Origin of the sequence: Collimonas sp. OK412 (genome assembly GCF_900112135.1) — a bacterium.
Classification (GTDB): domain Bacteria; phylum Pseudomonadota; class Gammaproteobacteria; order Burkholderiales; family Burkholderiaceae_D; genus Collimonas; species Collimonas rhizosphaerae.
In genome coordinates, this window is sequence record NZ_FOLC01000006.1 from 228202 (window position 1) to 253588 (window position 25387).

Sequence of the window (25387 nt, forward strand, 5' to 3'; positions counted from 1 at the left end):
TTTGCGGAGCTGTGCTGGGTTGGCTATGGCCGAGCTCGGGATACGGTGACTTCGGCATCTTTTTGGGCGGCGGTCTTGGTTTGCTGGCGGGATTGGGATTGCAGCATGCGGTCCGCAGCGAGATGCGCAAGTCGAACGAAAAATTGCGGCTGCAGATGCTGGAACTGTTGAAATCTCGCGGCGACAGCACAACTGTCCCTGACTCAACGCCGGCCAGCAAGCCCGCGTTGGCAAGCGCACCTGACACTCCGGTAGCGGCAGCAGCGCCGGCTGCAACCGCTGCCCGGCCAGCTACTCCGGATATCGCACCCGCTACGCAGCCGGCGGCGCCACCCGCACCTCCCCGCGTCCGTCCACCCGCTGAACCGAATGCCGTCGAGCTGGCTTTCGCCGCGGCCAAGAACTGGCTCCTTGGCGGCAACACCATAGTGCGTATCGGCCTGGTGATCCTGTTCATCGGCCTGTCTTTCCTGTCCAGCTACGCGGCGGCCGCCGGCCTGTTTCCGGTCGAGCTGCGGCTGGCGGTCGTCGCTCTTGCCGGAATTGCGCTGCTGGCTGTCGGTTTCGTCAAGCGCCAGGCCAGGCCGGCTTTTGCACTGGCATTGCAGGGCGGCGGCGTGGCGGTGATCTATCTCACCGTGTTCGCCGCTTTCCGCCGCTTTGACCTGGTTGCGCCCTTGCCTGCTTTCGGTTTGATGATCGTGGTGTGCGCCTTGAGTTGCGCGCTGGCGCTGCTGCAGGATTCGCGCGCGCTCGCGGTGGCGGCTTTTGCCGGTGGTTTTGCGGTGCCGCTGCTGCTTTCCACCGGAGGCGGCAGCAGTGTCGCCCTGTTCAGCTATTACACGCTGCTTAACCTGGCGATCCTGTTCATTGCTTATAAACGTTCCTGGCGCGTGCTGAACATGGTGGGTTTTGTCGCGACCTTTGGCGTGGCTACGTTGTGGGGCGTGCTCAAGTACGAGCCGGCGCATTACATGAGTTCGCAGCTGTTCCTGATCGTATTCGTGCTGATTTATGTGGCGGCGGCGATCCTGTATGCACGCAACACGCCGACCCGGCTTGGCAACGCGGTCGACAGCACGCTAATGTTCGGCACTGCGCTGGTCGGTTTTGGCTTGCAGGCCGGCCTGGCCGACCAGTTCAAGTTCGGCGGCGCCTTTTCGGCGCTGGGATTTGCCGCCTTGTACCTGGTGCTGGCAGCGGTGCTGATGCGCCGCGGACGGGATAGCTATCGCCTGATGATCGAATCCATGATCGCCATCGGCCTCGGTTTTGTAACCCTGGCGGTGCCGCTGGCGCTGGACATGCGCTGGACATCGGCAGTGTGGGCGCTCGAAGGAGCCGGCGCGTTCTGGGTCGGCATGCGGCAGGCGCGCTGGATGCCGCGTGCGTTCGGGCTGTTGCTGCAGGTGGTGGCGGCCGGCGCTTTCCTGGCGGGGATCGAGGACAATGTGTCGGCCTGGCCGCTGGCCAATCCGATGTTCATGGGCGCCATGTTTATCGCCTTGCCTGCATTCGCCATCGCCTGGTGGCTGCGCGGCGTGCTGCCGCACAGCGATTCGCGCTGGGCCAGGGAATTTGCCAAGGCCGAAGCCATGCTGTCGCAGCCGGTCTACCTGTTTGGTTTCGTGTTCTGGTGCCTGGCGTGGATAGTCGAGATATGCCGCGAGCTGCCCGGCAGCGAAACCGGCATGGCAAGCGTGCCGGTTTTCAGCGACGGCACCCAGCAGTTGCTGACGGTGCTGGCGCTGGTGGCGAGCGCATGGCTGTCGCTGCTGCTGGCGCGCAGGAGCAGCTGGACAGTGGCCGCCTGGCCCAGCCGTTTCACCTTGCTGCCGCTGGCGCTCGGGTTTATCGCGCAGGAGCTGTCCGGGGAACGTGTCCTGTATACGCCGGCCTGGGCCATCTGGTTGCTGGCCCTTGGCTTGCATTACTGGATGCTCTACAAGAACGACACGCAAACCCAAAACAATATCGCCACCCTCAAGCTGAATCGCGCAACACATGTCGGCAGCGTCTGGCTGCTCACGCTGTTGCTGGCCGACTGCCTGTGGTTCGGCATCGAGCGCGGCAATTTGTGGCAGAGTTCCTGGGCCAGCGTGGTGCTGCTGGTCAGCGCGATTGCGGTATTGCTGTGTTTGTCGGTGTGGGCCGGCAGGGCCAACCGCATTGCGCTGCTGCCGGCGTTCAGGTGGCCGCTCGGCACGCATGCTGTCGCCTACTACTGGTATGCGGCTTTGCCGCTGACAGTGCTGGTGTTTTTCGGCGCGCTGCTGATGGCGCTGCTGTCGTCGGGACATACGGCGCCGCTGCCGTATGTCCCGTTGCTTAATCCTACCGACCTGGCGCTGGCCCTCGCCCTCGGCGCGCTGGTATTCTGGCGCCGCGCGATTGTCGCGGCCCAGCCCTTGCCTGCCGGCGCCGGCTGGGTGCCGCGCAAACAGACGCTGCTGGCGCTGGCCGCGTTGGCATTTGTCTTGCTCAATACCGTCTGGCTGCGCACCGTGCATCATTTCTTCGGCGTGAGATGGGACAGCGCGGCGCTGTTTGACAGTTTTGTGGTGCAGACCGGCTACGCCATCTTGTGGACGCTGCTGGCGCTAGGCCTGATGCTGCTGGCGCACCGGCGCGTGCAGCGCGGTTTGTGGCTGGCCGGCGCGGCATTGCTGGGCCTGGTGGTGGTCAAGCTGCTGCTGGTCGATTTGTCGAATGCGGGCGGCGCGGAACGCATCGTCACCTTTATCGCGGTGGGCGCGCTGATGCTGGTGGTTGGTTATTTTGCGCCGTTGCCGCCAAAGGCGGCGGCGGATGCCGGTACTGTGAAGGAAGCGTAGAGATGAAATATTTCCCGATGCACGCTGCCGTGTGCCTGGCTGTCATGACGGCAGCCGGCGCCGCCTGGCCGGCGTCCGACCCAAATGACGCGCAGTCGTATGCGCTGCGCCTGCCGCTTGCCTTTGCCGCGGATGCGCCGTTGCAGCGCCTGGTCCTGCCGGCGCAGGCATTGGTGAGCCTGCAAACCGGCGGCTTGAGCGATGTGCGGATTTTCAACGCCAAGGGCCAGCCTCTGGCCATGGCCCTGTCCGACAGCGCCAGCCTGCGGCAAACCGAGAAACGCAAGATCGAGCTGAAGTCGTCGCCCATCATGGGCAGCGCCGACCTTGCCGACCTATCGGCATCTTCGCTGCGGATCGAAGAACAGCAAGGCAAGCGTATCGTGCAAATCGACAGCAACCCAACAGATGCCGGCGCGCCCCGCAAAAAAGTGCTGGGCGCATTGCTCGACACGCGCGCCATCGACGATCCGGTGGTGGACTTGGTGCTGGACGTGGATTTGCCCGACGCGCAGCCGGTTACCTTCGACCTGCAAGCCAGTAAAGACCTCAAATACTGGCGTCCGCTGGCGGAGACCGTGCTGTACCGCGCCGAAGCGGGGGCCGGCGGGATGGGCAGCGACCATGTCGAACTGCCTGCCGCCGATCTCAAGGAGCAGTACCTGCGCGTCACCTGGACCGACGCCGCGGGACGGACCGCGCCGGTCACCATGCGCAGCGCGACATTGACTACCGCCCGTGGCGTCACCAGCACCGCCCGGGTCACGGCCGCGCTGGCCCAGCCGGTGCTGGACAACCCCTATACGCTGCGGTTTTCACTGCCCTTCGCGACGCCGGTGGCGGCGCTGAAAATCAAGCCGGCGGGCGACAATGTGCTGCTGCCGGTGCGGGTGCTGGGCCGCCAGGATGCCGGCCAGCCATGGACCTTGATGACGGCCAGCGTCATTTATAAATTGCAGACCGGCGGCAAGCTGCAAACCAGCGCAGCCATCGAACTGCCGCCGACCGCATATCGCGAAATCAAGATCGAAGCGGACAAGAAAACACAGGGGTTCTCGGCGCCGCCGGAGATCAGCCTGGAATTCGAGCCGGTGCAGATCGTGGCGCTGGTCAATGGCCCGGCGCCGTTCACCCTGGCGGCCGGCCTTGCCAGCGCCAGCAGTCCTTATCTGCCGATGCAAAGCCTGATGCCTGGTTACCGCCCGGCGCAGGAGAACAGCTTGCCGTTGGCGAAAGTGGACGGCGCGGCGGCGCTGGTGGCCGCACCCGCCGGGCGCGATGGCATGCCGACGCGCAACATCATTCTGTGGACGGTATTGCTGCTGGCGGCTTCGGCCTTGGGCGCGATGGCCTGGGTCCTGCTCAAGCAAAATGCCAATCCGCCTCGGCAATAAATGTGCAGTTTGTTGTTTTTGGGAAACATGATTGCCTAAAATTTATTGGCATTCTAGAAAGTAAGTTATTGTGTTATCCGACTGTTATTGGTGATTTTAGTAACGTTTCTCACCAATTAACTTTCTAACTTTCACTTACTTTCGTTATTGACCAAAACAACGATTTCACAGAGGGGATTCAGATGAACATGAAATTTAAGCTGTTGGCGTTAGTTGCAACCACGGCATTGGCCGGTTGCGGAGCAGCGGGTGGCGGCGTCGCCGGCGTGAACGTGGACGGCATGATGGCAGCAGGCGGCACCGCACTCAAGGCAGCGTCCTTGAGCGATACCGATGTCAAGACCATGTCGGACGACGCTTGCGCCGCCAGCGACAAGCAAAACAAGATTGCGGCGCCGAAGAGCAAATACGATGTGCGCCTGAACAAGGTGGTGCAGGGTTTCAGCCCCAGCCTCAACGGCGCGCAGACCAATTACCGTGTCTACATGACGAAAGACGTCAACGCCTGGGCCATGTCGAATGGCTGCATCCGGGTGTATAGCGGCTTGATGGACATGATGAACGACAGTGAATTGCGCGGCGTGATCGGGCATGAAATGGGGCACGTGGCATTGGGCCACACCAAAAAAGCCATGCAAACCGCTTATGCCGTGACGGCTGCGCGTACTGCCGCAGGCGCGACGGGCAACGCAGTGGTCACCAACCTGTCGGCATCGCAGCTGGGCGAGCTGACTGAAAAAATCATCAATGCCCAATTTTCCCAGGTGCAGGAAAGTGCCGCCGACGACTATTCGTTTGACCAGCTGACCAAGATGAACATGGATCGCAAAGGGCTGGTGACAGCATTTCAAAAGCTGGCAAAACTGGACGGCGGCGCCGGCGCCAGCATGCTCAGCTCGCATCCGTCGTCAACCGACCGCGCCCAGCATATCCAGCAACGGATCGATCAGAACAAGTGATCTGAGGCGAGTATCGCAGGCGCTGCGCCTGTCCTCATCGGGTCAGTTGAGGTGGGGATAGGTGAAGCCGATGAAGTGGACCGCGTTGACCGCGAAATGGACGATGATCGCAGCCTCGATGCGTTGCGTGACGTAATAAGCATAGGCATAACCCAGGCCGGCAACCGTAGCCAGCAGCACGTAGGTGCCGCCCCCGGCCATGTGCGCCGCGCCGAACAAGAGCGCCGAGCAGGCGACTGCCAGCAGCGGGCCATAACGAAAGCGCGCCAGCGACAAGGCCAGCCGGTCTTGCAGCAAGCCGCGGAAAAAAGCTTCTTCCGCTACTACTGTAAAGAACAGGTTGGTGAACAAGAACAGCGCGGTAGCCTGGCTTAGCTTGAAATCCGGTTTGACATAGCCGATAGCGGTCGCCAGGCCGAGCACGGCAATGACTGCAACCAGCGCGATGGGCCAGGTTTGCTGCAACAGCTTGCGCCATTCAGTTGCGGAGCTGGCGCGGCGGCACAGGAACGCCAGCAGGACCAGGCCGGCGGCGCCTTTGTCGAAGTTGGCATACTGCGTGAAGGGCACGGAGTCGGCAGACAGGCGCAGTTGGGAAATCAGTATCGGATTATTGAACCCAGGCAACCGATGCAAGGCCAGCGCCAGGGCCAGGAGGGTTGCCGCCATGCCGAACAGGAGGCTGGTTTTGCGCTGGGTGGCGGCCGCCAGGTAAGCAGCCAGGAAAAATATCGCGAGTGCGAGCACCGCAACGGGGCTCAGGACAGCGGCAGCGAAGCCGCTGACAACCGCGCCGGTGGCGATTGCCATCCACGGCGGCAGGAGGAAACGGTCAGTCAGTCGGAGGGGTTTCAGCCAGGCCGCGGCAATCGCGATGGCGAGCAAGGCAAAGGTAAGCGGCATCAGTCCTGGCGCTCCGCGATGGCAGTCAATCCAGGACCGGTGGCGGACAAGACCGGACTTACCGGTTTACCTTGCATGCGGTATCGGTATCCCAGCGTCCGGAGCAAATGCGCCAGCGGCACAATTCACCTTCGATCATGCCCAGCTGCTTGCAGCGCTGCAGCAAGCCTCCTGTGCTGTCGCCGGCTTTGCGTTCAACGATGTCGGGCCCGTCGGAGGCATTTTGCGCGAGTACAGGCTCTGCAGCTTTCTTCTTGGCTTGTTGCCTGGACTTCGCGGTTTCCTTGGCTTTTGGCGGTTCGTTCACGCTGTCGCCATGGGAAACCAATGCCGTCAATATGTTGACATCGCTGTCGCTAGGCTGGGCGCCGGCTTTCGGTGCATTCGGCGCTTTTGGCGGGGCGACTTTTTTCTCTTGGACATTGCGATTCACCAGCGGTGCGTTCACGCTCTTGGGAGCCGGCTTTGGTTTCGACGCCTTGGGTTCTTCCAGCGCCTTCTTCAGCGCGGTGGAACTGACCGGCACGCCGGCTTCCAGGGTCTCTGTCAATTTGGCGCGAGGATCGGCCGACGCTTCGTCGGCTTTATCGGCATGCGCGGCTGGATCGTTTTCGATCACTGCTGCTTGCGATTCTGTCTTTTCCGCGGATGCGGCATCGTTGGCGGCAAGTGCAGGAGCTGGAGTGCTTGGCGGCAATTCTTTCGGCGCCGGGGCGCTGGCCGCGATCGCGGTTTCGGGCTGGCTGCCGCGTTGGTTCAAGGCAAAATAACCGCCTGCGCCGATCGCCGCCAGCAAGACGACGACGAGTCCCGCACGCAAGGCGCCGGAGTTTTTTTGTGCGCTGGCCTTCGAAGGCGATTCCTTGCCTTCCAGGGCATTCAGGATGCTGCCGCTGCTGTTTTCTGTCGCCGTCGAGCCCGATAACAAATTCGGTTTTACGGAGCCGCGCGCAGTTTCTTCAGATGGTTGCAAGACACAAATCTCCAAATGTCAGTTATTGAACACAGACCGACGTGACGCCAAGTTTGATAAGGTATACTCTCTGACAACTAAATATGTCAACTGGCAATATATTACCAAAAAAATATAATTTTTCTTTGGTAATATTCACGAGAAGGTTTTTGTGTTCGTCTTAGTCGTCGCCCTTTACTTTCTGCTTGCATGCGGCGTCGCCGGGCTGCTGTTGTTCCCGGCTGCCCGCGAGATTGTTTATTTGGCATTGGCCAAGCGCCGGCAGCAGATTGGGGCGCAGGTCCAGAACTGGCGAGACCGCCGGTCCGAGACCACAAGATCCCTTTCGCAAAACCTGCAGGCATCCAGGCTCTCAAGCTGGCAGTTCATCAAGCGGCATCAATGGATTCTACTCGCCGGAATGGCGGTCGTGCTGATCCCGCCTTTGACTGCGTGGATGTTGAGCGGTAAAACCATGCTGGGCAGCTATGATGATTCCGGGCAAGTAGTTAACCAGCAGATTGCCGCATTGCTGGAAGGCGAGCAGCTGGTACCGCCGCCGCCGCTGCCGCCTGAGGTGTTTACTACACAGGAAGTGGCGCAAGTGCGGCCTATGCTGGATACCGCCAGCCGTAACTGGCAGGCGCTGGATGCCGATTTCACCCAGCGCTTGCTGATGACTTTCAAGATCATGAAAGAGAAGCACGGTTACGACATGGTCATTATTGAAGGGTATCGTAGCCCCGAACGGCAGAATGCCCTGGCGCAAATGGGCGGCAGCGTGACCAACGCCAAGGCGTTCCAGAGCTACCACCAGTACGGCCTGGCAGCCGATTCTGCGTTCATGCGCAGCGGCAAGCTGGTGATTACAGAGAAAGACCCGTGGGCCATGCGCGGTTACCAGCTGTATGGCGAAGTGGCGGAATCGGTCGGACTGACGTGGGGTGGCCGCTGGAAAATGATGGACCTGGGCCACGTGGAATTCCGCAAGCCGGGCGTAATGAAAAGATAAGAGAAATATAAAATCGTTGTATCTGCGCAAAAAAATCGACAAAAAGAGGGATGGCATGGCGAGGCGATTGATAGTATCGGGCAATAAAATTTCAGGTGGCGGGATCGCCGTCCGGCGGGCGACGCCCCTTTTTTGCAATGCAATCCTGGTCCTTTGTTCAGGCTGACACAGTCATGCAGCACAGCTTGCTCAGCGGCCGAAGCAGCCGTTACGTTGTTGTGAACAGGCAACAATTTGTGGCCGTCGGCGTACGCCGTTAGCATCCCTTCCAAAAGAATCAACCATTTAATTACTGATACCTATGCAACGAATTTGGCAATTCCTGACGAATACACGAACCTTGATGGTGGTCGGTTTTGTGGCGCTGGCCTGCTTTCTCTTTCTCGCCGCGGATGCTTTGCAAATCGATGGCATCTGGGTCGTGGTTTTCCTGGTTGCGATCCTGCTGATATGGGGACTGGTCGTGCTGTACCGCAAGCAGCGCACCAAGACAGCGTCGCAAAATTTCAGCTCCATGCTGGAAGGCCAGGCCGAGAAGGGCAGCGACAAGACCAGCGCTGTCGGCCGCGATGAAACCGAAACCATCCGCAAGCGGATGCTGGAAGCGATTTCGACCATCAAGAATTCCAAGCTTGGCGAAAAGTCGGGCGCTACTGCTTTATATGAACTGCCGTGGTACATGATCATCGGCAATCCGGCCGCCGGCAAAAGCACCGCGGTCGCCAATTCCGGCCTGCAGTTTCCGCTGGCTGACAAGAACAGCAATATCGTGCAGGGCGTGGGCGGCACCCGCAATTGCGACTGGTTCTTCACTACCGACGGCATCCTGCTGGATACCGCAGGGCGCTATTCGGTGCATGAAGAAGACCGTGCAGAGTGGTTCAGTTTCCTCGGCCTGCTGAAAAAGCACCGCAGCCGCGCGCCGATCAACGGCATCATCATCGCCGTCAGCGTCGCCGAGCTGGCGGGCAACCGGCCGGAGTTCGGCATCAACCTGGCCAAGAACCTGCGCCAGCGCGTGCAGGAACTGACTGAAAAGCTGGAAGTGTTTGCGCCGGTGTATGTCATGTTTACCAAGGCCGACCTGATCACCGGCTTCACCGAATTCTTCGTCGACATGGACCGCGGCGAAAAAGACCGGGTCTGGGGCGCAACCTTGCCTTACAGCAGGAAGACCAGCAGCCAGGACGTGCTGGCGTATTTCGACGAACGCTTCGACGAGCTGTTCGAAGGCCTCAAGGAAATCAGCCTGGCCAACATGGCCTTGAGCCGCGGCGATCGTTTGCCGCCTGGCGTGCTGACTTTCCCGCTCGAGTTCGCCGCGGTAAAGAGTTCCCTGCGCGCGTTCATCGCCACCCTGTTTGAAGAAAATCCGTTCCAGTTCAAGCCGGTATTCCGCGGTTTCTATTTCACCAGCGCCTTGCAGGAAGGCAGCGGACTCAGCACTTCGTCGGAACGGATCGCCGAGCGTTTCGACCTCAAGCTGCAAGCGCTGGAGCGGCCGGAGATCCATTCCAAGCATGGTTTCTTCCTGCTCAACCTGTTCCGTAAAGTCATCTTTGCCGACAAGGACCTGGTTTCGCAATACGCCAGCCGCCACAAGACGCGCTTGCGCTACACCATGTTTTTCGCCGCCACTGCCTTCGTCGGCCTGGCTTTGGCCGGCTGGAGCTGGTCCTACATCGGCAACCGCCAGCTGACCGCCAATGTCCAGGCGGACCTGGACAAGGCCATCAAGCTGCAGGAAAAACGGCTGGACCTGCAATCGCGCTTTGAAGCGATGGAGATCCTGCAAGACCGTATCGAGCAACTGCAGAAATACGATAACCGCCGGCCTTTGTCGCTCGGTTTCGGCCTGTACCAGGGGGAATTGCTGGAGCAGAAACTGCGTGAGGAATACTTCGCGGGCATCAAGGACATCATGCTCAAGCCGGTGACCGCGAATATCGAATCCTTCCTGTCTGAAATGAATGCCCACGCAGGTTCGCTGGAACCGATGTCGCGTCCGGTGCAGCTGGCCGGCGCCGCCCAGCCGGCTGCGGGCGCTGCAGCAGCAAGCGCGGCGGCAGCCGCCGCTCCGGCCGCCAACGCCGGCAGCACCCAGCAATACAAGGATTCGTCGCCGACCAATGTGGAAGACGGCTACAACGCCTTGAAGACTTACCTGATGCTGAGCGACCGCTCGCGCGCCGAGTCCAGCCACTTGAATGACCAGCTGACCCGTTTCTGGCGCGGCTGGCTGGAAAGCAACCGCGGCAACATGACGCGCGAACAGATGATCCGCAGCGCCGAACGCCTGATGAGTTTTTACCTGTCGCAAGTCAACGATCCGTCCTGGCCTACGATTGAAAGCAAGCTGACCCTGGTCGACCAGTCGCGCGACAACCTGCGCCGCGTAGTGCGCGGCATGGCGGCCCGCGACCGGGTCTATGCGGACATCAAGGCGCGCGCCTCGACGCGCTTCCCGTCGATTACGGTGGCGAGCATCGTCGGCGACCTGGACAAGGAACTGATTGTCGGCAGCTATGCGATCCCGGGCACATTCACCCGCGACGCCTGGGAAAAATTTGTCCAGGGCGCGTTCAAGGAAGCCGCCAATAAAGAACTGCAAAGCGCCGACTGGGTGCTGAAAACCGCCTCCAGCGACGACCTGACGCTGGAAGGCAGCCCGGAGCAGATCCAGAAAGCCCTGGTTACCCAATACAAGACCGAGTACGCCAAGGAATGGCAGAAGTTCATGCAGGGCGCCAACATCGCCGACCTCGGCGGGTTTGACAACGCGGTCAAGGCGATGAACCGTTTTGGCGATCCGTCCACTTCGCCGATCAACAAGTTCGTCAGCGCGGTCTACCAGCAGACATCCTGGGACAATCCGTCGCTGCTGAACACCGGCCTGGGGCGCGCGCAAAGCGGTTTCATCGCCTGGTTCAAGCAAACCATCCTGCGCCAGGCGCCGTCGGGAGTGAACGTCAACGTCAACCTGAACGCCAATACCGATCCAACCGCCGCGCCCATGGGCCCGGTCGGCAAGGAGTTCGCCGGCGTCGCGCGCCTGGTGACGGCCAAGGACAAAGACGCCACGCTGATGCGCGGCTACATGGAAAGCCTGTCGAAACTGCGTACCCGCTTCAACCAGATCAAGAACCAGGGCGATACCGGCCCAGGCGCCAACCAGCTGATGCAGCAGACCCTGAACGGCAGCGGATCGGAACTGGCCGACGCGCTCAAGTATGTCGACGAACAGATGCTGGTCGGCATGAGCGATACGCAGAAACAGGCAATCCGTCCGATCCTGGTGCGGCCGCTGATCCAGGCTTTCGCCGTCACCATCAAGCCGACCGAGGCGGAGATGAACCGCACCTGGCTGGCGCAGGTTTATTCTCCGTTCGAGAAAACCCTGGGCGAAAAATATCCGTTTGCCGCCAACTCGAAAATCGAGGCGACCAGCGCCGAGATCGGCCAGACATTCGGCCCGGACGGCAGCATCGCCAAGTTCGTCAATTCCTCGATGGGACCGCTGGTGGTGCGCCGCGGCGACACCCTGGCCGCCAAGACCTGGGCCGACATGGGCATCACGCTGTCGCCTACCATGGTGTCGAGTTTCGCACGCTGGGTAGCGCCGCTGGGCGCCAGCAGCGCGGCAGCCGGCGGCAGCGCTGGCGGCGCGGATGCGCAAACCGTGTTCCAGATCCAGGCGCTGCCGGCTGGCGGCACCACGGAGTACACCATCGAGATCGATGGCCAGCAGCTGCGTTACCGCAATACCCAGGCGCAATGGACCAACTTCGTGTGGCCTAATCCGCAAGGCGTGGCCGGCGCCCGCATCACGGCCGTCACCTTCGACGGACGTACTGTTGAGATCGCTAACCAGCCTGGCCGTTTCGGGCTTGAGCGCCTGATCAACACGGCGGTGCGCAAGCGCAAGGACGGCAACTTCGAATTGAGCTGGACCAATGAAAACATCACGGTGCCGATCAACCTGAAGATCATCAGCAGCCCGCAAGTCAGCGCCAAGTCGCCTGACGGCGGCGCCCAGCAAGGCCAGGGTTTCCTCGGCATGAGATTGCCGGAAACCATTGCCGGCACGGCGGCGAGTCCGGTCAGCACTCCGGCGGCGGTGCCTGCGGCCGGCACATCGGCCGCTGGTACGCCGGCTGCCGCGCCTGGCGCAACGCCGGTTGCTGCAGCCAGTGCAGGAGGGACCGCACAATGAGCGTAGGAGAAAAATTGGCTAACATCGGCTATTTCGGCAAGATCCCCAGCCGCGGCGATTTCATCAAGGCTACCGACAACATGCCGCTGGTGTCGATCCTCGATGACTGGCTGGCGCAGGCAATGGACCTGCTGTCTGCCGAGCCGCGCTGGAAAATCGCCTACGACGCCGTCAGTCCGCTGCACTTTGCTTTCATCGGCCCGCGCAGCAGGCGCGCCATCGCCGGTCACCTGATTGCCAGCAACGACCAGGCTAACCGCCGTTTTCCATTCCTTGCCGTCAGCACCATGGAAATCGATGAGCCGCAGGATTTTACGGCGAAGAGCCCGATGGCGTTTTCGCGCCTGTGGAACCGGCTGGAAACCCAGGCTTCCGAAGTGATCGCCGCAACCGATCCGGCGATTTCCCTGCAGAACCTGACCGCCACCGGCATTCCCTTGCAGCTGGGCAGCGGCGCCTATCACGCGGCTTTCACCGACTTCATGGAAATCCAGAGCATAGGCGGGCTGGAGAACATGCTGCACAGCGCCGGTTTCAAGGGCTCTTTGCGGCACCTGGTCCTGGCGCTGGGCATCTTGCTGCAGCCGGTGATGGCGAGTTCGTCGTCGCGCCTGGAAAAGAGCCTGGTGATGCCGTTGCCGGTCGATCCCATGTATCGCAACCTGGTGGCGTCCTACTGGTTGCACCTGATTACGCCATTCCTGTTGCGCGGCAATTTCGAACTGGCCACTTTTGTTACCAGGATCAACGACCGGCCATCCATGGTGATCGGCTTCAGCGGTGCTTCGCCGCGCACCTTGCAAGCCATCATGGACCCGCAGGTCGCGCTCGAGCACCACATCTCTTTCGAGGATGCCAGCTGGGTCGAAGAACAGGTCAAGTCGGATTACAGCATCACGAAGATCGCCAGCTACCTGGCGCAACCCACCCTATCTTTAAAATCGGCTCATGATTCGTTTCGTGACGCATTTATTGGAGCCTGACGCATGCGTTATCTGAGCATTGCCCTGACATCGTTATTCGTGTCGAACCTGGCGCTGGCACAAAATGTCGCGCCGCCCGTGGCTACCCCGAAACCGGGCCAGATCCTGGTCAGCGGCACGGTGCCCGACGAAGCCAGCAAGCAGAGCGCGCTGAGCAAGCTGCAGGAACTGTATGGCGCCGACCGTGTGGTCGACCAGATTTCGGTCGGTTCGGTGGTGTCGCCGGCGAACTGGAACGGTTATGTGCAGAAACTGATCGGTCCGAGCCTGAAACAGGTCAGCCGCGGCCAGCTGAAGATCGACGGCAATACCGTCACCATCAACGGCGAAGTCAGCAACGAAGCGCAGCGCCAGCAGATCGCCAGTGAAATCGCCGGCAACCTGAATCCGACTTACACCGTCAAGAACGGCTTGCGGGTTTCTGCCTCCGAGCAAAATATCCTGGACCAGACCCTGGCCAACCGTACCATCGAGTTCGAAAGCGGACAAGCCACGCTGACGCCTTCCGGCATGCGCATCCTGGATGAAATGTCGGCTGCGCTGCTGAAGGTGAAAGACAAGAAAGTGGAAGTCATCGGCCATACCGACAACCAGGGTTTGCGGGCGCGTAACGTTTCGCTGAGCAAGGCGCGCGCCGATGCAGTGAAGGATTACCTGGCGCAGAAGGGCATCAACCCGGACAGCATCGTGACTTCAGGCCAGGGGCCGGACCGGCCGATCATGACCAACGATACCGCCGACGGCCGCTCGCGCAACCGCCGTATCGAATTCCGGGTATCGCAGTAAACCGGGACAGGCGTTTTTAATTGTCGTCGTTTTGCTGGCTGCCGTGCAGCCCCAGCAGTTCTTCCACGTGGGCCAGCGAGCCTGGATCCTTGATGACCGTGCGCAGCCAGTGGTGCAGCGGCAGGTCGCCCCAGCTGGCAGCCTTGTCCGCCAGGTAGGCGACCGGGCTGTGCGGTTCGGTGCGGCGGAAAAAATCGGCCACATGGCGCAGCTGCGCCAGGGCCTGGGCGCGGTTCTGTATCGGGCCGTTCAGCGTGGTCTGTGCTTGCTCCACCTTGCTTACCTCCTGCTGCACCGTGGGTGCGGTTTGTGTCTCGTTGCTGCCGGCTTTCGGCGCGGTGCCTGTATTGACTCCGGCTTCCTGGGCGAAGCGGGTGATGACCGCAATCACGTTTTCCAGTGCGTCCTTGGCGGATGAAAATGCCGGTCCATCCTGGCCTACCCGGAAATCGATCGATTTTTCCAATTGCAGCAGCGCTTGCTGGCACAAGTTGGCGTCCGCCAGCAATGTTTCATAAAATTTCGGCGACGATTTGCGTTTTGCCGCTTCGATGTCGGCCAGCTTGACGCCGTCGCTGCTGACGCTCTCGCCGTTGGCCCGATCCCGTTCTTCACTGGCCGCACGGATGCGCGCCGACTCGAAATCCACGCTGGAAAACGCAGTGCCGCGGCCTTCCGTGATCGGGATCTCGCGGATCAGCTGCACTGAGCGCGACAATAACCAGCTCAGGTTGCCGACCCGCAATTCCTGGTCGTCATCGTCCGGCACCGGATGCAAGCCTTCCCAATACCGGTCGCTCAGGCCGGCCAGCAACAGGTAGCCGTCGGCCAGGCCGCTGAAATGGCGGATTTTGGCATTGGCTTCCGCCAGCCAGACCGCCAGCCGCAGATCCTTGCTCTGGGTTTCTATCAGCCGCGCGCAATTGTCGACGACGAAACCCCAGTCCGCCTCCTTGAGCTCGGTGACCCATTCGCCCTGGTCCAGCGACGGGTCGTCAAAGCGCCGGGCGTTGGCGATCGCATCCAGGTCGCTTGAGAAAGACAGGTCGGCGCCGCACGGTGCGGCGTCGCTGACGGGATTGAGTAATTGATCGACAGAAAACATAAATGACAAACCCAAATAAAAAGTGGTTCAAGCCGGAGGGCGGCGACGCTCTTGCGAGATATTCATCGGAATTTCCTTGGCACAATCATACCCCAGCAGCCTGTCGGCGTTTCAAAAAAGGAATCTTAGTCGCACTCCTGATGTCGCGCAAACCAGGCATCGGTGATGCCGGGCGGATATGTCGAAATATCAAAGGAGATGTTTCCGTAGTAACATGTGTCCTGAATGCATCCCCAAAAAAGCGTCGATATCCAGCATTTGCCACAGTTGATGTCTACTGTCGCCGATTGTTATATTTGCAATGGCTGTGCCGTGCCTGCCCAGGTCTTAATATTTTCAGGAAAGTGAGTAAGCTATGAAGCTTTGGAAAACCAAGTTGGTCTGCAGTGTCGCTTTAACATGTTTGATGATTCCATTCGCTGCGTCGGCTGCTCCCGCCGCCGCGCCGGATACGGCACAAAAAAGTGCGGCCGACCAGGAAATCCAGGTGCTCAAGGACGTGGCGCAAGCCCGTCCGACCGAAAAGACGCCATGGGTGCGCATGACCCAGATCAAATACGACGCCGGCAGCTATGGCGACGCGGTAGCCTATGCATTGCAGGTATTGCAACGCGATCCGGCCGACAAGTACGCCAAGGGCGTAGTGGCGTTGGGCAGCCTCAAGCTGTCGATCAAGGCCCTGAACGACTTGAGCGCGCAAAGCGACCTGAACGGCGGCGTGCTCAGCGATGCGCAAAACCAGACCAGGTTGCTGCGCGAAAGCCTGGGCGAAACCGTGGTCGACCCGGCCGCAGTGGCCGACACCAAGCCTAAGGTGACTCGCCCGCTGAAGAAAAAGACGACGCGCGCCGCCAAAGCCGCGACGCCGGATGCCGGCGGCGAGGGCAAGCCTTTCGGTGCTTTGCAGTAAGCCGGGCAAACACCAGATATTGATCTTAAAGTAATGTAAATACCACTGCGGTCCGGCTCAGCACGCCGGACGCCGCCTCGCCGCCGCTGTCACTCGCTGGCAACCCCAGCGCTGTAAATTATTCAGACACGGCGCCGCGACCACCTTAAATACCGATATAATTTCAAATCGGCAATATTGCTGCCGCGTAATTGTTCGCGGTTATCACAGGCAAAGCCGACGTCCTTATTCAGGATCGCGGCTTAAATAGCAGCTCTATGCAAAGCCATTCCTTCTGCAAAACGGAGAGTGCCAATGTATCCAAACCCTTCTGCAATGCTGGCCCGGGTAGGCCGCTTCAACCAGGACCGGCGTCTGGTCCGTATCAAGACACCGCTCGATGCCGATCTGCTGCTGGTGCACCGGATGTACGGCAGCGAAGCCTTGTCCAAGCCGTTCCAATTGACCCTTGAATTGCTGTCGCCCTACGACCAGCTTGAACTCAAGCAGCTGGTCGGGCAGCCGGTGCTGCTGACCATGCTGACCGCAGCCGATGAGCGCCATTTCCACGGTTTTGTCCAGGAGTTCAGCCGTACCGGCAGCGACGGCGGGCTGGCCACTTACCAGGCGCAGCTGGCGCCGTGGTTTTCCTTCCTCGACTATGCCAGCAACTGCCGCGTGTTCCAGGACCTGTCGGTGCTGGAAATCACACAGGAAGTATTCAGCAAGTACGGCCAGCTGGCCGACTACCGTGTCGACCTGGTCTCCGGCCGTTATCCGAAACTGCCGTACTGCGTGCAGTACAACGAATCCGATTTCACCTTCGTCTCGCGCCTGCTGGAGGACGCCGGCATCTACTACAGCTTCGAGCACAGCGAGAGTGGCCACAAGCTGGTGCTGGCCGACGATTCGACCCAGTGCCAGCCGCTGGCAGGCGACGCCACGGTGCGTTTCCAGCCCAACCAGGAATTGCAGGCCAGCGACGTGCTGGACGACTGGCGGCCGCGGCGCCGGGTCGGGCCTTCCGTGCACAGCATCAAGAGTTTCGATTTCAAGCAGCCGCGCAATCCGCTCGCGGTCGAACTGAAGAACGATGCTCCGCGCGGCACCTTACCCCAGTTCGAGCGCTATGCTTACGACGGCGCGGCCAGCTACGGCAACAGCTCGGTCGGCGAGCAGCTGACCGCGGTGCGCGCCGAGGAAGCCGGCTGGCAAACCAAGCTGTTTGAAGGCGCCGGTACTACCCGGGAGCTGGTGGCCGGCCGCTATTTCGACCTGGCCGGCCATTTCGAGCACGAGGGGGACGATCCGACCGAACACCGTTTCATGGCGCTGCGGGTCAGCCACGACGCCCGCAACAATTTTTCCAGCGATTTCGGCGAAGCCCAGGATTGCATGTACCGGGTCGAGGTCAGCGCCCTGCGCCGCAAGATTCCCTACCGGCCCTTGCGCGACACCGCCAGGCCGCGCATGCCGGGGCCGCAGACGGCGACCGTGGTGGGACCGAAAGGCGAGGAGATCTGGCACGACAAATTCGGCCGCGTCAAGTTGCAGTTCCACTGGGACCGGCTGGGCCAGTTCAATGACCAGAGCTCTTGCTGGGTGCGGGTCGCCAGCCCCTGGGCCGGCAGCGGCATGGGCGGCGTCTCGGCGCCGCGCGTGGGGCAGGAAGTGGTGGTCGATTTCCTCGACGGCAATCCGGACCGGCCCATCATCACCGGCCGTGTCTACAACGCCGACAACATGCCGCCGTTCGGCCAGGAAGTGAGCGGCATGCGCTCCAAGACCGTGCGCGGCGGCGGCTTCAACGAAGTCACCATGCACGACACCGGCGGCAGCGAACTGCTCAACATGCATGCCCAGCGCGACATGGCGGTGACGGTGCTGAACGACCATAACAGCACCGTCAACAACAACAAGGCGACCAAGGTTGCCGTCAACCACAGCCTGAATGTCGGCGCCAACCAGGATATCTCGGTGGGCGGCAACCGCGGCGCCACGGTGACCGGCAACGATACCCGCACCGTCACCGGCACGTCCACCGCCACCGTTACCGGCGCTGTGACGCAGACCTACCAGGCCGGCCAGAAACGGACCATTACCGCCGCGGGTTATAACGAAAACATCACCGGCGATTACGGCAGCAGCCTGGTCGGCAACTATAGCGGCAGCACCAGCGGCAATTGGAAAAGGGATATCACCGGTACGCTCACCCATACCGTTACCGGCGCGGTCAGCGACACCATGCACGCCGGCCGCGAAGTGACGGTGACCGGCACCGACAAGCGCACGGTCGCCGGTCCGGTGGAAGACGGCAATACCGGACCGCGCCTGCTGTCGGTGACCGGCAACATGCAGCATGAAGTGTCCGGCACCCACACGGTGTATTCCGGCTCCGACCAGACCATTGCTTCCGGCAGCAAGGTCGACCTTGTCGTCGGCGGCGCCGGCATCAGCATCGACGCCGGCGAAATCACCATCACGGCAGGCGGCTCGATCATCAAGATCAACGGCGGCGGCGTGTCGATCAATGGCAGCAAGATCAACCTGAACAGCTAAGACCTTACCGAAAGGACGCCAGCATGGCGAAGAATCCTGTCGAAAAGCGCGTCGACACCCTGCGCAACCTGTGGCTGGAACACACCGACGATCCGCAAATGCGGGTGCTGGTGTGGCGCATCCCGGACAATGCCGACCGCATGCTGCAAGCGTTTTTCGAGATGCAGCAACATCCTGGCGACTGGACCACGCCGGACCTGTTCCTGCGCTTCGATGCGCCGTTTGACACTGGCTTCGGCTACAGCCGCGCATTGCGCCAGGCCCTGGCCGACAGCTATATCGACAGCAAGGACAGCCTGCGTGAGCAAGGCGTGGCGGCAGACTGGCCATTCACCCGGTTGCCTCATCACGATTCGGCATCCGGGACAATGGCCGTTCTGGCTTCATTCGCGCAGCATCACCAGGCGCAGCTAGCGCATTTGCGCTACGTGAACGCGGTGCTGGCGCCGAATGGCGTGGCCAGCCAGGACGCCTGGGAAGTCTGGCTGGATGCCGCGCTGCATAGTCCCGGCCTGGCGTCGGATGCGAGCCGAGTACGGCTGACGCTGGTCGACACCTTGTCCGATCGCCGCTGGCAGGCACTGGCGCAGCGCCATGGCGCCCGTGTCCGCGTAGTGGAAGCGCCGATCGACATGTTCGACATCGCCCGCGAAACGGTGGCGCAAGCTGGCGGTTCAGGACCGACGGTGGCTTACCGCCAGCTGCTCACCGACGTTATCACCCTGGTGGAAAAGGGCAGTGCGGCACAAACTGCGGCGCGCGCTGAAAAGGCCATGCAGATCGCACAGCGCGAGCAATGGCCGGACCAGCAGGTAGTGCTGCAGATGGCGGTGGCCGGCGCCTATGTAAAAGAAAAGAACTATGCCGACGCCATCAAGCGCTATCGCGACGCCCGCACATGCGCCACCCAGGCGGAACAGGACAAACACCCGATGGCGGCCGACCTGATCATGCAGACCTGGTTCGGCGAAGCCGGCGTATGGCTGGTTGCGAAGCAGCCTGAAAAAGCGGCGCAAGCCTACCGCAGCGCCGCGGAACAGGCGCAGCGCGTACCCAATCCCATGTTTGAAATCGAAGGTTTCCGCATGGCCGGCTATTGTTATGCGCAAGCCCGGCAGGAAAAACCGGCGCGCGACCACGGCGCCCTGGCATTGCGCGCCGCAAAAGCCATCGACCCTGCCGAGCGTCCGCTCACCACCATGGCGCTGGCCCTGCAGGACCTGTTGCGGCTGCAAGATCCGGGACGCACCGAAAAGCTGGAGCGCTGCGCGGCCGATTACCAGGCCGCCGTCGCCGCAGCGCACCTGCAAGCCGAACAGCAAGCCGGCAAGCTTGGCGCACAGCCTTCGCCGGCCGACCTGGAAAAAATCGAAAGCACCATGCACGCGCGTTTCGAAAGCGGTTTCCAGCGCCAGCGCCAGGAACGCGAACACCTGATCGCAGGCGGCGACGAATTTTTCCGCAAAGTGGTGGCGCTGGCGCGCGAGCTGCTCAATCCGCTCTGGAATGGCCTGCCCGAGGTCAAGCATCCGCTCGACAAGGATGTGCCGGAATGGAGCGAGCCGCCGCAATTCACCAAGCTGCCCGATCCATCGGGTCTGATCAATGATGCCGCTCCAGTACAACCGAGCGCCTCTGCAGTGACAGCTTGAGGAAGACAGGTCCATGACTAACGCCGCCAAGCATTTCGATCCGCAAATCGGGATCGACATCCACATGTACGAACTGGTGCCGGGAACGCCGCCGGTGCCGCTGCCGACCGCGCACATCTCGATGGTGCTCGATCCCTTCGATTACCTGCCATTCATCGGCGCCACGGTGCAGGTAGCCGGCGTCAAGCGCGCCACCGCGGGGACCGGAGGATTGTCGGTGCATATCCCGCTGGCGCTGTGGGTGCCGTTCCTGCGCGCCCCCGGCGGACCGCAGTTCGATGATGAGCTGTTCATGGGCAGCAAGACCGTACTCGCCGACGATTCGCCATTCTCGCGCCTAGGCATGCCGGTGCTGGATTGCAGCGTAGTCGGCATGGTGCCGCCGTTCCGCCTGAAAAAGCCATCCAAGCCGCATCTGTCGATGACTTTGCCTACCTCGGTCAACCTGGCGATACCCGATAGCGTATTCATCGGCGGGCCGCCGACGATCTCCATGATGGCAATTGCGTCCAGGCTGGGACTCGCTGCCTTAGGTAAAGGATTCAAGGCACTGCGCGGCACCAAGGGTTACAAGCGGGCGGCTGAAGCCTTCAAGAAGGCGCGGCAGAAGCTGTTCAAGAATATGGAGCCGAGTTTCTTGAAATGCAAAGTGCTGCGCGCCGAGCCGGTCGATATCCGTGACGGCAGCGTCGCTCTCTCGCATCAGGATTTTGCGATACCGGGACGTTTGCCCCTGATCTGGAGTCGCGCTTATTCGTCGAATAATAACCACCAAGGCGTATGCGGATACGGCTGGCAGACGCCTGCGGATTTTCGGCTGGAAATCGAGCCGGATGGCATGGTCTTGTTTTTCGAGGCTAGCGGCGCGGCGGTATTTCCACAATCGCCGCAAGCGATTGGGGTTGAACACGCGGTGACCGAATTTGTCGATGGCGCAAGATTGGTTTGGGTTAACAATGACGGCATAGATGAACTGCAAGTCGTCACCAAAGACGATTTGCGTTACGTTTTTCGCAAACCCGCACTGAACCTCTCGCCGTTGCATAAGGCTCTGCATCTGCAGGTCGAAAGGATCGAGGATCTGAGCGGCAATCACTGGCGATTCGAGCGGGTCGACGGTCATTTGACAAGGATCGCAGAGAGCGGCATCAACGAGTTGCCGGGGCGTTTTATCGAAGTGCATGAATTCGCTGGACAAATTCACCAGCTCAGCCTGCATGATCCGGCCACTGGCTTGACGCATCCGCTGGTGAGCTACAAATATCAAAACCATGACTTGATCGCGGCTGTCGACGCCCTCGGTGCGGCCCGCGTTTTCGATTACGACCGTCATCATATGGTGCGCCACGCCGATCGTCTTGGGCTGTCTTTTCATTATGCATATGATGCCGAATGGCGTGTAGTGCGCGCCTGGGGCGACCAGGGATTGCATGATTATCGCTTTGTGTACGACACTCTGTTGCGTGAAACGGCCGTAACCGATTCTCTTGGCCATACTTCGTTAGTGAAGTTCGATGACAATAACCTGCCTTTGTGCGAAATCGATGCCTTGGGCGGCGTCACCATATTTGAGTACGATGAGGTAGGGCGGACTACAGCCATGGTCGATGCCGCCGGAGCGCGTACGGAGTTTGATTTTGATGAGCGTGGAAACCTGCTGAAGCTGGTGCAGCCAGACGGCAGTGTCATCGCCATGGCTTACGACGACGCCAATCATGTGATCGAGGTGGTCGACCCGTCCGGGCGGAGCGTGCAGCGCAGCTGGGATGAACGAGGTTTGCTGCTGGAGCAAGGCAGCCCCATGGGCGCCCTTTCCCGGTTTACCTACGACACCTATGGCCAGCTCGCAACGCATACCAATCCGCGTGGCGCCGTCGCAGCATTGGCCTTCGATCGTTACGGAAATATCTCGCGGCTGACGGACGCCCTCAGCCATAGCACCTGCTTTGAACATGATGCCTTGGGTAACCTGAAGCGTCGCACCGATGCTGGCGGCAACGTCATCGAATATCGCCATGACGCCAAAGGCCGTCTGTTACAGATGCATCAGGCCGATGGCGGCGTCTATTGCGACTACGACGCAGAAGACCAGCTCATTAGCTATATCGACCAGAACGGCGCTCGCACCCGGCTCGAGTATGTCGGAACCGGCCAGCTCGCCAAGCGGATACAGGCCGATGGCCACGTTTTCCAATACTTCTACGATACTGAAGAACAACTGATCGGCCTGCTCAATCAGCGCAAGGAAAATTATCTGCTCAAACGTGATGCGCTGGGCCGCATCGTTGAAGAGTGCGATTATTGGGGGCAGTCGCGCAGTTATCGCTATGATGCCGGCGGCAACCTGTCCAGCGCCACCGATCCATTGGGCCGCGTCATCGCCTACACTAGCGACCGCTTGGGGCGTATTACAAAAAAAACCTTACCCGATTGCGATCACCAAAACCGGCAAATCAGCGAATTTTTTAGCTACGACAAGAACGGCGCATTGATTGAAACGCGGAATGCGCACCGGCACGTCCAGCGCAAGTTCAATGGCGACGGTTTCCTTATCGAAGAAATCCAGGACGGTTTTCAGATCGAGTACGGTTACGACGAGATTGGCAACCGGCTGTCACGGCAATCCAGCGCCGGCAACAAGATTGTCGCTACCTACGATTTACGCGATCAGGTGGCGACGATTGCCATCAATGACGAATCACCTGTCTTGATCGAGCGCGACGTACTTGGACGCGCCGTCAAAGAGCAATTGAGCAGCAGCGTCCAGCGGCAGTTGCGCTATGACGCGGCGGGCCATATGACCGCCCAGACCGTATTGCGCGACCAGGCTCCGTTATTCGCCACTAGTTTTGAGTACGACCGCGCCGGCAACCAGACCCGGCGCAACGACAGCGAGTACGGAGCTGATCTATACCACTATGACCCGTTAGGCAACATCTTGCGTCATACCGACCCTGCCGGCCGCGTCACGGATTTTCTCAATGATCCGGCCGGTGACCGTTTGCGTACGCGGATCCGACAAATGGAAATGCAGCAGGCTGCAGGCGGCGAAGGGCAGGCCGGATTCCTGTGGAGCCGTGAAGGTAGCTATGCAGGAGCACACTATGTATTCGATCGTGCTGGCAATCTGATACAGCGCGGGGCCGGTCCGACGTCATCAGACTCGTCGGCTGCGGACTCTGCATTGCAACTGCGCTGGGACGCCAATCAACGTCTGGTCGAAAGTCGCCAAGACGGGCAAGTGACCCGCTACGGTTACGACCCGCTGGGGCGACGCGTGTTCAAACGCGGTCCGAGCAGCACCACCTGGTTCTTCTGGGATGGCGATGCTCTGTTGGGCGAAGTGGAGCAAGCCAATGCCGCTTCAGGCGCCGATATCTGGCTGGCTGGCAATGTGGCTGATTTGATAGCGGTGCGCAAACGGCTCACGGAGCTGAAGACCTTGCATGCCCTGGCACGGGAGTATGTCTATTATCCGGGCACGTTTGTGCCGCTGGCACTGATTGACCGCCATGCCAAGGCCGCCAGACTGCCTGCGGTTACCACGGCAAAAAAAAAGGACGTCAAGCCCGTCGTGCCGCAACAGGCAACACAAGTCGCTGCCCCGGTTACCGTGCCGTCCTCGCCGCCAGCCAATGGCCTTGGCGGCATGGGCGGTTTAGGCAGCGCCCCACTGGGGCAGCAGAGCTGGAGCGCACCCTTGTTCCAAGAGGGGAATCGCCAATTAAGTCTGGCTGATGCCAAAGCGCCAGGCCAGATTGGTTTCGGCGCCGGAATGCGGCTTGGCGGCATTTCCAGTGCAGCGCTCCCGATGTCGACGCCGGCAAGTAATTCGCAAGAGATCAGGACCAGTGACACAGCATCAGCTCCTGAAGCGCCAGGCAGCGGCGTCTTCCACTATCACAACGATCGCAACGGCTGTCCCACCAGGTTGACTGACAGCGACGGGCGGATTGTCTGGTCGGCCAGTCATGCTGCATGGGGTGCGGTACAGAGCTTCCATGTACATACAATCGACAATCCGATCCGATTTCAGGGGCAGTATTTTGACACCGAAACCGGATTGCATTACAACCGGCATCGGTACTACGATCCTCATATCGGGCAGTTTGTCGGGCAAGATCCGATTGGATTGGCTGGTGGAAAGAACTTCTATCAATATGCGCGCAATGCGATTGGCTGGATTGATCCGCTCGGCCTGAGTGGTATTGAGTGGGTTGACCCTAGTACGCTTAATTTTTCCCAGGGATATGTAGAGGGAGAAACTGAAGAATACGAAAGGGCGATGCGCAATAATGAGTGGGACTGGGAAAGGGTATCGGATCCAATGCATCCGAAAAGCAGCATCATTACGGTTGTGGAGGTAAATGGACAGCTGGTGTCATTCGATAATCGGCGGCTTTTGGCGGCACAGAATGCAGGAGTTGCTAAAGTGCCGATTCATAGAGTCAATTTAGATGATATAAAGCCTGGCACCACCACTACTTGGGGAAACTCTTTGAAAAAGAGGTTGTTTTCAAGCCCTAAAGGCTCGGGTTTGCCGAAAATACAGTTGCCGGCGGAAGGATCGCCTAACAAGCCGAAGGTTTATATAAAAGGAGAAGGATGCAGATGATCGATTTCAACAAAAAATATAATGACTCAGTTATTCAAGATAATTGGAAACAGGGTTTGCTGCCGCATTTTTCAGGAGTAGTAATTGGCGACGGCACAATGATAGCCATGGGCGAGAATTCCTTCAGGATAGGTGGCGTGCTGCAGCACCACGTCTACCCGATCTGCGAATCATCGATTTCAAGTTTCATGAAATTTGAGCACGAATTTGTAGAGATAGAACCAAGGCAAAACCGCGTTGTTGCTCATGAGCCTGACTACTATGCAATTTGCGGAGAAGGCGGGATGGGAAACGAGGGATTCGTGGCGGTAATTAAAGGCGATTCCTTAATCTGGTCCGCGTTCTTTACCGTATCCAACCCTTTCTACGAATTGAGGATGCAGGGTAATTCGATCATTGCTACGTCCACCCATGATCGTTTTTGGAAGTTTCCGGTTTCTGAGCCGTGGAATGTAAAAATACAAAGCGATGAGTAACACCAATCGGTTTCAGATCCCATCACGTCCGCCGGCCATTTCATCGTCCAGACCG

At 60.1% G+C, this 25387-nt stretch carries 15 protein-coding genes; 12 read left to right on the forward strand and 3 right to left on the reverse strand.

The annotated features are described in order from the left end of the window. The first annotated feature begins 62 nt into the window (after window positions 1-62). The 3 genes from BM062_RS09280 to BM062_RS09290 all read left to right on the forward strand — a co-directional run bounded on the left by BM062_RS09280 (window position 63) and on the right by BM062_RS09290 (window position 5187). Window positions 63-2834 (forward strand): DUF2339 domain-containing protein, encoded by a 2772-nt coding sequence (locus tag BM062_RS09280; RefSeq protein WP_254785015.1) that lies wholly within the window; start codon window positions 63-65, stop codon window positions 2832-2834. Between the two features lie 2 nt (window positions 2835-2836). Beyond that, a complete protein-coding gene (locus tag BM062_RS09285; RefSeq protein ID WP_254785016.1) occupies window positions 2837-4228 on the forward strand; it encodes a DUF3999 domain-containing protein in 1392 nt (463 codons plus the stop codon). Window positions 4229-4416: 188 nt separating this feature from the next. After that, window positions 4417-5187 (forward strand): metalloprotease LoiP, encoded by a 771-nt coding sequence (locus BM062_RS09290; RefSeq protein WP_092396054.1) that lies wholly within the window; start codon window positions 4417-4419, stop codon window positions 5185-5187. A 42-nt stretch (window positions 5188-5229) separates the two neighbouring features. On the opposite strand, the gene BM062_RS09295 is transcribed toward BM062_RS09290, so the two are convergent. Continuing rightward, entirely contained in the window at window positions 5230-6090 is an 861-nt protein-coding gene (locus BM062_RS09295; RefSeq protein ID WP_092396056.1) for a CPBP family intramembrane glutamic endopeptidase, read from the reverse strand. A gap of 58 nt (window positions 6091-6148) precedes the next feature. After that, window positions 6149-7063 (reverse strand): hypothetical protein, encoded by a 915-nt coding sequence (locus BM062_RS09300; protein ID WP_092396058.1) that lies wholly within the window; start codon window positions 7061-7063, stop codon window positions 6149-6151. 151 nt (window positions 7064-7214) lie between these two features. Here BM062_RS09300 and BM062_RS09305 point away from each other — a divergent pair, with 151 nt between their 5' ends. From BM062_RS09305 to BM062_RS09320, 4 genes are all read left to right on the forward strand, one after another. Beyond that, on the forward strand, window positions 7215-8054 hold the full coding sequence (locus BM062_RS09305) for a M15 family metallopeptidase (RefSeq protein ID WP_092396060.1): 840 nt from the start codon (window positions 7215-7217) through the stop codon (window positions 8052-8054). Between the two features lie 301 nt (window positions 8055-8355). Continuing rightward, on the forward strand, window positions 8356-12267 hold the full coding sequence (gene tssM, locus BM062_RS09310; RefSeq protein WP_092396062.1) for a type VI secretion system membrane subunit TssM: 3912 nt from the start codon (window positions 8356-8358) through the stop codon (window positions 12265-12267). Beyond that, a complete protein-coding gene (gene tagF / locus BM062_RS09315; protein ID WP_092396064.1) occupies window positions 12264-13250 on the forward strand; it encodes a type VI secretion system-associated protein TagF in 987 nt (328 codons plus the stop codon). The genes tssM and tagF overlap by 4 nt, the downstream gene beginning before the upstream one ends. A 3-nt stretch (window positions 13251-13253) precedes the next feature. Further along, window positions 13254-14036 carry an OmpA family protein gene (locus BM062_RS09320; protein ID WP_092396066.1) on the forward strand — a complete coding sequence of 261 codons (783 nt, stop codon included), beginning with the start codon at window positions 13254-13256 and terminating at the stop codon, window positions 14034-14036. A 16-nt stretch (window positions 14037-14052) separates the two neighbouring features. Here BM062_RS09320 and tssA read toward each other — a convergent pair whose 3' ends face one another. Then, on the reverse strand, window positions 14053-15141 hold the full coding sequence (gene tssA / locus BM062_RS09325) for a type VI secretion system protein TssA (RefSeq protein ID WP_092396068.1): 1089 nt from the start codon (window positions 15139-15141) through the stop codon (window positions 14053-14055). A 406-nt stretch (window positions 15142-15547) separates the two neighbouring features. Here tssA and BM062_RS09330 point away from each other — a divergent pair, with 406 nt between their 5' ends. The 5 genes from BM062_RS09330 (at window position 15548) to BM062_RS09350 (ending at window position 25332) form a co-directional block, all read left to right on the forward strand. After that, window positions 15548-16051, forward strand: a complete 504-nt coding sequence (locus tag BM062_RS09330) for a hypothetical protein (protein ID WP_254785017.1) — start codon at window positions 15548-15550, stop codon at window positions 16049-16051. Window positions 16052-16345: 294 nt separating this feature from the next. Further along, window positions 16346-18589 (forward strand): type VI secretion system Vgr family protein, encoded by a 2244-nt coding sequence (locus tag BM062_RS09335; protein WP_092396072.1) that lies wholly within the window; start codon window positions 16346-16348, stop codon window positions 18587-18589. Between the two features lie 23 nt (window positions 18590-18612). Then, window positions 18613-20241: a tetratricopeptide repeat protein gene (locus BM062_RS09340; protein WP_092396074.1), complete on the forward strand. Its 1629-nt coding sequence runs from the start codon at window positions 18613-18615 to the stop codon at window positions 20239-20241. A 13-nt stretch (window positions 20242-20254) separates the two neighbouring features. Then, on the forward strand, window positions 20255-24856 hold the full coding sequence (locus tag BM062_RS09345; RefSeq protein ID WP_092396076.1) for an RHS repeat-associated core domain-containing protein: 4602 nt from the start codon (window positions 20255-20257) through the stop codon (window positions 24854-24856). Beyond that, a complete protein-coding gene (locus BM062_RS09350; protein ID WP_092396078.1) occupies window positions 24847-25332 on the forward strand; it encodes a hypothetical protein in 486 nt (161 codons plus the stop codon). The genes BM062_RS09345 and BM062_RS09350 overlap by 10 nt, the downstream gene beginning before the upstream one ends. Window positions 25333-25387: the final 55 nt, after the last annotated feature.